The 9,409-nt window shown below is 63.0% G+C and carries 10 protein-coding genes; 5 read left to right on the plus strand and 5 right to left on the minus strand.

Features of this window, described 5'->3' with window-relative positions; all coding sequences use genetic code 11:
• From MIC448_RS10255 to MIC448_RS10270, 4 genes are all read right to left on the minus strand, one after another.
• Window positions 1–936 (minus strand): replication initiator (locus MIC448_RS10255; protein WP_373457228.1); only part of this gene is annotated, 936 nt, incomplete at its 3' end.
• Window positions 923–1,339, minus strand: a complete 417-nt coding sequence (locus tag MIC448_RS10260; protein ID WP_036299148.1) for a hypothetical protein — start codon at window positions 1,337–1,339, stop codon at window positions 923–925. The genes MIC448_RS10255 and MIC448_RS10260, both read right to left, overlap by 14 nt.
• Entirely contained in the window at window positions 1,336–2,733 is a 1,398-nt protein-coding gene (locus tag MIC448_RS10265; protein ID WP_199484436.1) for an FtsK/SpoIIIE domain-containing protein, read from the minus strand. The genes MIC448_RS10260 and MIC448_RS10265 overlap by 4 nt, the downstream gene beginning before the upstream one ends.
• 11 nt (window positions 2,734–2,744) lie before the next feature.
• A complete protein-coding gene (locus tag MIC448_RS10270) occupies window positions 2,745–3,143 on the minus strand; it encodes a hypothetical protein (protein WP_036299151.1) in 399 nt (132 codons plus the stop codon).
• A 107-nt stretch (window positions 3,144–3,250) separates the two neighbouring features.
• Between MIC448_RS10270 and MIC448_RS10275 the strand changes: the two genes are divergently transcribed.
• From MIC448_RS10275 to MIC448_RS10290, 4 genes are all read left to right on the plus strand, one after another.
• Window positions 3,251–3,991 (plus strand): hypothetical protein, encoded by a 741-nt coding sequence (locus MIC448_RS10275; RefSeq protein WP_036299154.1) that lies wholly within the window; start codon window positions 3,251–3,253, stop codon window positions 3,989–3,991.
• A gap of 185 nt (window positions 3,992–4,176) precedes the next feature.
• On the plus strand, window positions 4,177–4,851 hold the full coding sequence (locus MIC448_RS10280; RefSeq protein ID WP_144238031.1) for a hypothetical protein: 675 nt from the start codon (window positions 4,177–4,179) through the stop codon (window positions 4,849–4,851).
• A complete protein-coding gene (locus tag MIC448_RS10285) occupies window positions 4,844–5,806 on the plus strand; it encodes an McrB family protein (RefSeq protein ID WP_036299160.1) in 963 nt (320 codons plus the stop codon). Before MIC448_RS10280 ends, MIC448_RS10285 begins: the two co-directional genes overlap by 8 nt.
• A 2-nt stretch (window positions 5,807–5,808) precedes the next feature.
• Window positions 5,809–7,212 carry a hypothetical protein gene (locus tag MIC448_RS10290; protein ID WP_036299163.1) on the plus strand — a complete coding sequence of 468 codons (1,404 nt, stop codon included), beginning with the start codon at window positions 5,809–5,811 and terminating at the stop codon, window positions 7,210–7,212.
• Here MIC448_RS10290 and MIC448_RS10295 read toward each other — a convergent pair.
• Window positions 7,167–8,339 (minus strand): site-specific DNA-methyltransferase, encoded by a 1,173-nt coding sequence (locus MIC448_RS10295; RefSeq protein WP_051513583.1) that lies wholly within the window; start codon window positions 8,337–8,339, stop codon window positions 7,167–7,169. The two genes, MIC448_RS10290 and MIC448_RS10295, sit on opposite strands and share 46 nt — an antisense overlap.
• Window positions 8,340–8,581: 242 nt before the next feature.
• Here MIC448_RS10295 and MIC448_RS10300 point away from each other — a divergent pair, with 242 nt between their 5' ends.
• Entirely contained in the window at window positions 8,582–9,247 is a 666-nt protein-coding gene (locus MIC448_RS10300; RefSeq protein WP_144238032.1) for an NYN domain-containing protein, read from the plus strand.
• Window positions 9,248–9,409 lie beyond the last annotated feature (162 nt).

Consider the following 9,409-nt stretch of genomic DNA (forward strand, 5'->3'; position numbering starts at 1 on the left):
ACGCTGATCACAACCTCCGGGAGAGCTACAGCTAGATTCCCCTAGATTTCCGTAGACATGGTTCCGTCGCACGATCGGACGGATGTCGAACTGCCGACCCCAGACGAGCACCCTCGACTCACTATCGCCGGGTAGGGACGCCGCAATCGCGCGAGTCTTGCGCACCGCGGCACGAGCGGCCGCGACGAGGTGATCGACCGTCACGAATGCCGGCGGTGCAGGATAGGGCAGGCTCTCGTGAACGCCGTCCAGGCGCACGATCGCATGGAAGTGGACCAGGCCGCGACGCTGGAACTCGGCGACCTTCGCGAACTGGACGCGGACGACCCTCGCTGCCGAGGCCTGCGTCATGCCCAGCGCGTGAGCGAGCTCGCGGCGCAGGCGGATCGTGAACCGGCGCCACAGCTCGGGCGCGTGGAACTGCCAGACCACCTGGCCGACGTAGTCGTAGCAGTCCTCACACACGGGGTCGCCCCTTCGAACATCATCAAAGGAGTGCCCGCAGCGGCATCCGCGAGGCTGACCATGCTCACAGAAGCCGCGACGGTGATCCACCGAGGCGGTGTGCACGGCCCCGAAAGATGGCGCCGTGAGGGTGATGAAGGCCATGGGATGCTCGGCGACCGCTTCCGGTACGTCTTTCATCCCGCCCGCGGCACCGGCCATGATCATGTGCCAGGTGTCACCCTTGTACTCGTGACTGCACGACTCGCAGCGCGTAGCGCGACGATTGCCGCAACGGGTGAAGGTGACGCCGTCCGGCTCACTTGTTGACGAGTACTCCGAGAACACCTCGCCGGATGCCTCGTGGAGCGTGGTCGAGTTTCCGACCAGTCGGACGGGATTGTTGCAGTAGCCCGTCGAGGCGACGTTGCGCATCCAACGGTCGTAATCTTCGCTGCGTAGTCGCTGAGCGACGGATTCATCGAGACGCATCGGTCACCGCCCACTCGACCGCGGCGCAGCCGATCGGCCACACCATCCCCGCGCCGTACTCGTAGACGACGCGGCAGATGTAGTCGCTCTCGCCCACCTCGCTGCGCAGCGCTTTCCACGCGAGCACCTGCGAGTCAGTGCACGACTCGTTCGCGATCCACGCACCGTAGAGCGGCACGTAATAATCAGCATCCTGCGGAGCGTCGTAGCGAGCGCGACGGGATTCCGTGGCTGCGTCATACCGCGAGCCGAGATTGCACGCCATCGGGTTGTCCAGCAGCTCGCTGGACGATTGGGGCTCGTGGGACGGCTGGCGATCGCTGGGCGCTTGTGCAGCGCAGCCCGCCAGCGCGAAGGCGAGCACCCCTGTGACGATCACCGCCGTGCGGCTGATGGTGTTCATGATGCGGATTCCTTTCGTGTGGAGCGGCGTGAAGGACGCGGCGCTCGGGTCGGACGTTCCTCTTGCGCAGGCGGAGCCGGGACAACGACCGGGATCTGTCGCGGTGCGGCGAACCGCGCTGCGATGTGACGGATCACGTCGTCGGTGATCAATGCCGCGCGCACCCGCTCGGGCGGTCGTCCATCGTCGGGCAGGACGTAGCCGACGCCAGGGGTGTCCGGCGAGATCTCATGGCACAGCGCGCCCGCTGCTACGGCGCCATCGCCGAGGACCATTGCCGTCTCGACGCGGTCGCGGAGTCGGAGACCGACCGTCTGCGTGAAGAGACCGCGGGCCGGCAGAGTCTCCTTGCGAGGGTCTTGCAGACAGGCGAAGACCATGAACCCGACGGCGCGACCCTGCGAGGCGAGGGTGGCTAGCGCGGCGTTGGCACGCCGGAGGAGATCTCGGTCGGTCTCGTAGGCTGTGAGCGCGGCGAGTTCGTCGATGAGGATGACGATGGTTGGGCGCTCGAGGCTGGCGACGTGCTGTCTCGTCCTGCCCGCGAGTTCTTGAGCGCGCGCCTGCATGGCGGTCACTGCCTCCTCGAGCAGGATCACGGAGCGTTCGGCGTCGGCGGCAAATCTCGTGAGCAGAGCACGACCGAGCGCGAGTTCCATCCCTCCCTTGCGGTCCACACCCCACACTTCGACGAGGCCGCTGTGGATCGGTTCAGCAAGTCCGAGGAGCAGACCCCACACCAGCGAGGCTTTGCCGCTGCCAGAGGAGCCGGCGACGAGAGTGTGTGGCCCGAGGCGAAGCGCCCACAGCGCGCCGCTCGTGGTCTTGCCCATCGTGACCGTCTGGCCGTCCCAAGGCATCGGGAGTTCGAGACAGAACGGGTGCTCGAGCGCATCCACGAACTCGAGCCGGAGAAGAAGCGAGCTGATGTGGTCTCCCTCGACGGTCGCTCGGCGCGCGCCGAACGCCTGAGCGAGCATGTCGGCCTGAGCCTGCAGGTGCTGGCGTCCGAGCCCCTGGGGTAGCGCGACGCGGATCACACAGGTCCACCGGTCCCACAGGGGAGCGCTGATCGACGGAACGACCGCCGCGCGGGTTGCGTAGTCCTGGACGGCGAGACCGAGCCGCACGGCCACGGTTCCCCAGCTCGTCAGGATGCTACGCGCGGTCCGATGCTTCCACTTGTCCTCCGTGGTGCGCGGCATTCGGCCGACCGTCGTCGCGAACCAGATCACGACAATCGCAACCAGGGCAAGGATGCCGATGGTGGATGCCACTTGGATCGGCGGGACCGGAGGTAGCCACGAGAGGAGGAAGACGATCAACGCAACCCACCACCAGCGCCGCACAAGGGTGCTGAACTCGTCGCCCCAGGTGCGCAGCTCACGAGGCATCCCGCGCCCCATCACTCGCTCCCGCGGGGCTTGGGAGCCGGCTTCATCTCGCGTGCTCGAAGCGAGTAGGCGACTCGCGGACGACCCTGCCCTTCCTTGACGTACGGCGTGACCGTCAGGCCCTCGAACAGAGCCGGCCGGAAGGGAAGTCCGTTCAGTTCCGGCGGAAGCTGAGGCTCAGAAATACTCGCGATCTTGATCGTGACCTCGCCCTGGCCCTTCTTCGCGTCGGGGTCGGCGTCAATGACGCGGACCTGCCACAGCGGGTGACCCGAGTTCTTGTCGAGGTCTTGACCCTGCCTCTGGCCGTCGTCGGACCACTTGACGATCGGCTCGACCTCGCCGACGACGAATGCGCCACGAGGGAAGAACGCCTCGAAGCTGACCGGGATTGCTGACTGGATTGCCATGTCTTGCTCCTCTCAGTTGCGCTCAGTTTGAGCTTGTGTTTGCGACACTACTTTGTCACTGTACTTTACGCAAGTACTTATGGTCAGCGCTCTTCTACGCTGGTCTCATGGCCGAAACTGTCGACGCGCTCGAGCTGCCCCTCGCGTTCAAGGGCGTCGTCGAGAACCTGGCGCGCGTCAGCACCGCCGATCAGATGAACGAACGCGACCATCACGGCCTGCGGTGGACGCCACCGAACACGCTGCTGCCAGACGACGACGCAACCGCCTGGCTGTTTCGCGCGACTGGCGTCAGCACGCAGCTCGCCGACAGGTCAGCGGATCTACGCGCGCTCATCACCGCCTACAGTCAGGCGGTGGCATCCGACCGGCCTGAGCTTGCACAGCTCGCAAAGTGGCAGCGCATCTCACCAAGCGCACTCCGTCATCGTTACGACGAGTCGCATGTCCAGTCGGTGCGCGAGCTGCTCAAGGACGACCCGCTCATCGACATCGTGATCGAGCCGCTCGTGTCGGTAATTGACGACGACCTGGCCGGAATCACGCCTGCACTCGATGAGCAGCTCAACCTGCGTCGCCGGATGCGAGAGCTCGCGGCCGAAGAGTTCGACGCCTCGTTCGGGTCCGACGCGTCACGAAAGCTAGGCTTCCCCAGAAATCCCGCGGACGCCCGAATCACTCGCCCGATCGCCGATCTCGGCAGCTTCATGACACGGACCCTCGAGAACCGCGCGTCCGACCTGTTGCCCATCTTCGAGGACTGGCAGCGGCGGTTCGAAGCTCGTGACATCAAGCCGGTCGATTCCAACGCGAAGACCACCCGCGTACGCCGCCCGAAGAAGGCGTGAGCGCCAGCTGTGAGAATCTTCTTTACTCGTTCAAGGCCGGCCTGACGGCCGGCGGATCTGGTGTGGCACTGCGGTGCGTCCGGTCCTCGCTTCGCTGCGGTCCGGGCGCTCCTCGGCCACACCAGATCCGCACCATACGGTCCTCTAGCAATGAGGAGCAACCGAGACTCCGATAGTGTCGGCACGTGGCAGAAGGCGGCTCCCCACCGGTGCAGGTACTTACGAGCGCGGCTGTCCGCTGGAGCATCGACGCTCTCGGAGTGCAGCGCTTGCACCCGACGTTCGTGATGTACCTCTACATTCGCGCCCTCGACCGCGCAGGCACACTGGATAATGCGTCCGCGTCGGACCCGGAGCTGCTCGCCCTCATCACCATGCCCGGCAACCCCACCAAGCCGTATTACTTCCCGTTGATCGACCGCGGCGACCGTACAAAGATGCCACTCCCGAGTTTTTGGCGATCCAGGAACATTCCGGGCAGTTGGTCGCCGGGCTCAATCCGTCGGCTACAGGGAGGCGGCTGGCTCGGCGCCAGCGAGAGTGCATATGTACTTCCGCCCAACCACGTGGATCTCGCATTTGACCAGATGCTGTACGGCAAGCGCACTTCCGCGCTGGCGCTGGGAGCCTACTTCCTTCGCAACGACGGCTTTCACATAGCCGGCAAACCAAGCGAAGCGGACGTGGTGGCCGGCTTCCGAAGCAAGTTTGACTATCCTGCTGAGGCGGACGATGAGTTCCACAAGCTTTTCCACACCGAGACGCCTGGCATCGACCTTGAGTGGTTCGAACCGCAGGCCGCGCCCAATGACGCACTCCCGTCAACGGAGATGACCGATCTCGAGGAAACAGATGCTTGAATCGCTCGTCCCCTCGGTACGCGAGATTTCTGCCGATGACCTCGGTATCGGAGTCATGGCGAAAGCTACTAGCCATGGGGGATCTTCGGCGCCGGATGCCCCTGAAGCGAACTCCGACAACCCAGTAATTCGCGAGGTAGTGAGGCTCTCGTCCCTCTTCGGCGGCGTGATTTTCACTGGACCTCCCGGAACATCCAAGTCCTACTACGCCGCCGAATCCGCGCGCGTTCTGGCCGATGGCGTTGATGACAGAGTGCGTTTCGTGCAGTTTCACGCCAGCTACCAGTACGAAGACTTCATGATCGGCTTCGTACCCACGACGAACGGCTTCAAAGAGAGACCTGGCCCATTCCTCGAGCTCGTCCGCGCTGCCGACACCGATCGGGAGCACACCTACGTACTGGTCATCGATGAGCTCTCAAGGGCCGACGTTGGGCGAGTGTTCGGGGAGGCTCTGACGTATGTAGAACGGACGAAAAGGGAGCTCACCTTCGCCCTTGCCAACGGGCTCTCCATCAGAGTCCCGTCGAACCTGGTAATCCTCGCCACGATGAACCCGTTCGATCGCGGCGTTGACGAAGTGGATGCAGCGTTCGAACGCCGATTTGCCAAGATCACGATGGACCCCGATAAGGATCTGCTGGCCGAGATGCTAACGGCGAGCGGGATGGAAGCCACACTGCGGCAAAAGCTGATCGGGTGGTTCTCCCGCATCAATAGCCACGCTCAGAAGAATCCCGCTGCAGCGGTCGGCCATGCGTACTTCTCGAGCGCTTCCGACGAGAACTCGCTGGACGATGTCTGGAGCTACCAGCTTCGTTACCTTGTGCAGCGGGCGTTCCGAAGAGACGAAAGCACTCGCAACGATCTCGAGGCGGCGTGGCGAAACATGTTCGTCCGCGCTGACGTCGTCCTAGACACCGACATCGCTGTCGAAACGGGGCCCGGAGCCTAGCCGTGGCACCACAGACGGACCAACTGACCGTCGTCGAGTGCGCTGAGTACGATCACATCGACGTTGATCCCGATCTATGGGTGGGCAACGGGCACCAGACCGTCTTCAACTCGGAGATCGACAACCGTGATGTCCTCCGCGCGTCGTTCCAGAAAGGGCAGTTGCGCCTCCAAGCCACTTCCTACGTCGGCGTAATCCCCATCAACGATCGGTTGGTCGTGCGGGTCAAGCCGCGTGTGCCAATCGGAAACCTCACGCGCATGGTCATCGACACAGGACATTCGGTGATGGCTTTGTCCGCGTTCCGCGACTACTCAGGGCGGGGCACTGCCGACGACTGGGCGATGAGGGTGTACACAGATGCGCTGATCGAGTACGTCGATGAGGTTCTCGATGCGGGGATGATTCGCGAGTATCGCGATATGACCGCCGAGGGTCACTACCCCCACGGTCGTATCAACATGACACAGACGGTGCAACGACATGCAGCGCGCGGGATTCCGAACCGCGCCTCATTCTCGTGGTTCGAGCGCACCATCGATACTCCTGAGAATCGCTGCATCAAGGCCGCTATGGAGATTGTCCACACGCATCTGAAGCAGCAGCGCGACCACCCCCGCAAAGGCGATCGGACGAGGCTAGCGAAACTCTCCGGGCTGCTAGTGGCTTTCGATGCGGTGCCGTACGACGAACACCACCTGTTCTTGGCTGACCCTCAAGTCGCTGGGCTCAATCCGCTCCCAGACTCACGGTCGTACTACAGAAGGGTCCTGGACCTTTCGGTGCTCATTGTGCGCGGAGTAGGTCTAGCCCTGGAGCTCGATGGGGACGATGTGCAACTGGGGTCCATGCTCATAGACACAAACCAGCTCTTTGAGAGCTTTGTCCGGGTGAGTCTCGTGCGAGCCGCGGCAGCGCGGTCATGGTTAGCCTCAGTGCTCGACGGCAATACGGAGGGGCGCGTTGATTTCTACGACGTGCCCGACGAGCTTCCTCATGTGCGCGGCAGCGCACTCGAAGCACTGGCCACCACTGACGCTGGAAAAGCTCAACCCGACATAGTTGTCGCTCGACCCGACGGCAAGGCGCTGTTAATCGCGGAGGTCAAGAACACGGCACACGGCCAGAGGTCACACACGATCGATACGCTTCCAGAACGAGGAGAAGTTGAGCAAGCCGTCACTTATGCGTTGCGGTATGACCTACCGTTCGCACTGCTGATCCACCCCTGGATTCGAGGCAAGAAGGGGCTCGTCTACGTTGGACGAGTCCGGACCATCGATGTGTACGACTATCGCCTTGATCTGTCACTCGACGAAACTATGGACGCGTCGCTGGAAGATATGGCTGAGGTAGTTGCCTACCTTGCTCGCCTCGAAGGCTCCGACGCCCCGATCTCAGGCTGATTCATCAATGGCACGAGGTCAACTCCGATAGCGTCCCGCCCCTCGGCGACCGCCGTTTTCAGTGTAGTTCCGGTACCCGCGAATGGGTCTAGGACAATGCCTCTTGCGGGAGTGTTATGCCCACAGTCGGTCCAACCGACCGTGCGCTTCTTCGCGAAGGTGAACTCGCGAAAGTACCCGCCGAGGGCCTCCTTCGCCTCGGCCGCGAGCCTCTTCACCTCCGCGGTGTTTCGGCCGGTACCGTTCTGGAACTTCGTCGCCTTGCCGACGTCCGAGACCCCGAACGCTTGAATCGCTCGGATATGGGCGTCAGTCAGGCCGTGCTCTCTGGCGAGCTCCATCGCTCGCTTCGCCTGCGGGCGGTTGGGATCTAGTTCGGAAGTCCGTTCAATCACTCGCTGCCGGGGCACTCCACACGTCTCGCACACCTGCTGCGGCGCCCCCAGAAGAATCGCGCGACGCACAAGCTCTTTGGGGTACGGAGCCAGGTGAGCGCCCATGTTGCGCTCCGGGTTGATCGTCCACACGTCGCCCGGATTGGCGCCGTTGCCGACGACTTCTGAGTACCCGACAAGGTCGTAGTAGTAGCTCGGCTTGTACGTCAGATGGATGACGTACTCGTGACGATTGGCGAGCCGGTTCTTGACCGGGTCGGGCATCCCAGAGTCTTTCGCCCAGATGATCCTGTTGCGAACTAGCCAGCCGCCCTTATTGACCGCATCCCACTCGATTCGTCCGGGGATCCCGAGGAGCGACTTGTTGTGATAGGTGTCCCCGACGTTGAGGAACACCGAACCGTGCGGACGAAGGACTCGCTTCCACTCATCGAGACAGTCGAGGATGGAACCGACGTAAGCCTCAGCGGTAGCTTCGAGGCCGATCTGGTCATCGTGACCGTAGTCGCGCTTGTTCCAGTACGGTGGCGAAGTCACGATCATGTCAACGGAGTTGTCCGGAAGGCCGGTGGAGCGCGCGTCGCCGGCGGTGAAGGACAAGGTCGGGTCGGCCAGCAACGGCTGCCAGTCCTCGAGCTGACCGATTGATACAGAGCCGAGATTTGTGGCGCCTGCGACAGGCTCCGAGTCCGCGGCGACACCCGAGGTCGTCTCGCTTGCCGTATTAGTCATTCAGATTGGCCCTCAACTCATCTAACTGTGTTCGTCTTGAAGCTATCGACAGGCTCGGACACTCGCTTCGATGTCGCACGCTCCCGCCTGGAGTCCTGTATACCCGAGAAGTCGGCGATCGTCGAGGCCCCGAGCCGCTCTCGACAGACTCACTCGACTGCCCCCTCCACGCCGTGACGCCCTGCCACCGATCACAGAGCCAACTTGACGCGCTCCCAGGTTTGTCTGGTAGAAATGAGGCATTGCTCCCCACCGTCCTCGCGGATTGGTGGGGCTTTTTTTACCAGGGGTGGATCATGGCTGATCGGGTTGCAGTGTTCATCGACTACGAGAACGCGCATCGCACCGGGCACGGTCTCTTCGGTGGGGTCGGCCAGCCGAAGTACGAGACGGTGCTCGATCCGCTGAAGGTCGCGGAAGCGCTCGTCTCCAAACGACGCTTCGCCGGTGAGCTCACTGACGTGTGGGTCTTCCGTGGAAGGCCCGTTCCCGAGCATCAGCCGAAGCCCGCCAGTTCGAACGACCTGCAGGCGGAGGCCTGGTCTGAAGACGAACGAGTCCATGTCATACGGCGAGACCTCAAGTACGACTTCTGGGACGACGGCACTTTCACTGCGCGCGAGAAGGGCATCGATGTCGCTCTGGCAGTTGGACTCACCGAGGGCGCTCTGGACGGAGCGTTCGACGTCGCAATCGTCTTCAGCGGGGACACGGACCTGTTGCCGGCGCTCGAGCTCGTGTTCCGCCGGCATCTGGCCAAGCTCGAAATTGCAACCTGGAGCGGTGCAAAGCCTCTCTGGTTCGCTGACTTTCTCCGCCAGACCCCGCCCCGCCACTTGCCCTTCTGTCACTTCCTGAACGAGGCGGATTTCCTCGCGTTGCGCGACTACAGCGCCGTCGACGAGTGAACCACTCTGGGCCGGTCCCGGGCCGGGAACCCAGCTGAAACAACCCGCGACCAGCCGCCACCAACGAGGACGACTTCCACGGAATCACGCGGCAAACGAGCACTCGTGAGCACCCACCGACCCCACGCATACAACTGAAAATCGTGAGGTCACGGGATCGAC

It is taken from the genome of Microbacterium sp. C448, from assembly GCF_000582705.2.
Classification (GTDB): Bacteria; Actinomycetota; Actinomycetes; order Actinomycetales; family Microbacteriaceae; genus Microbacterium; species Microbacterium lacus_A.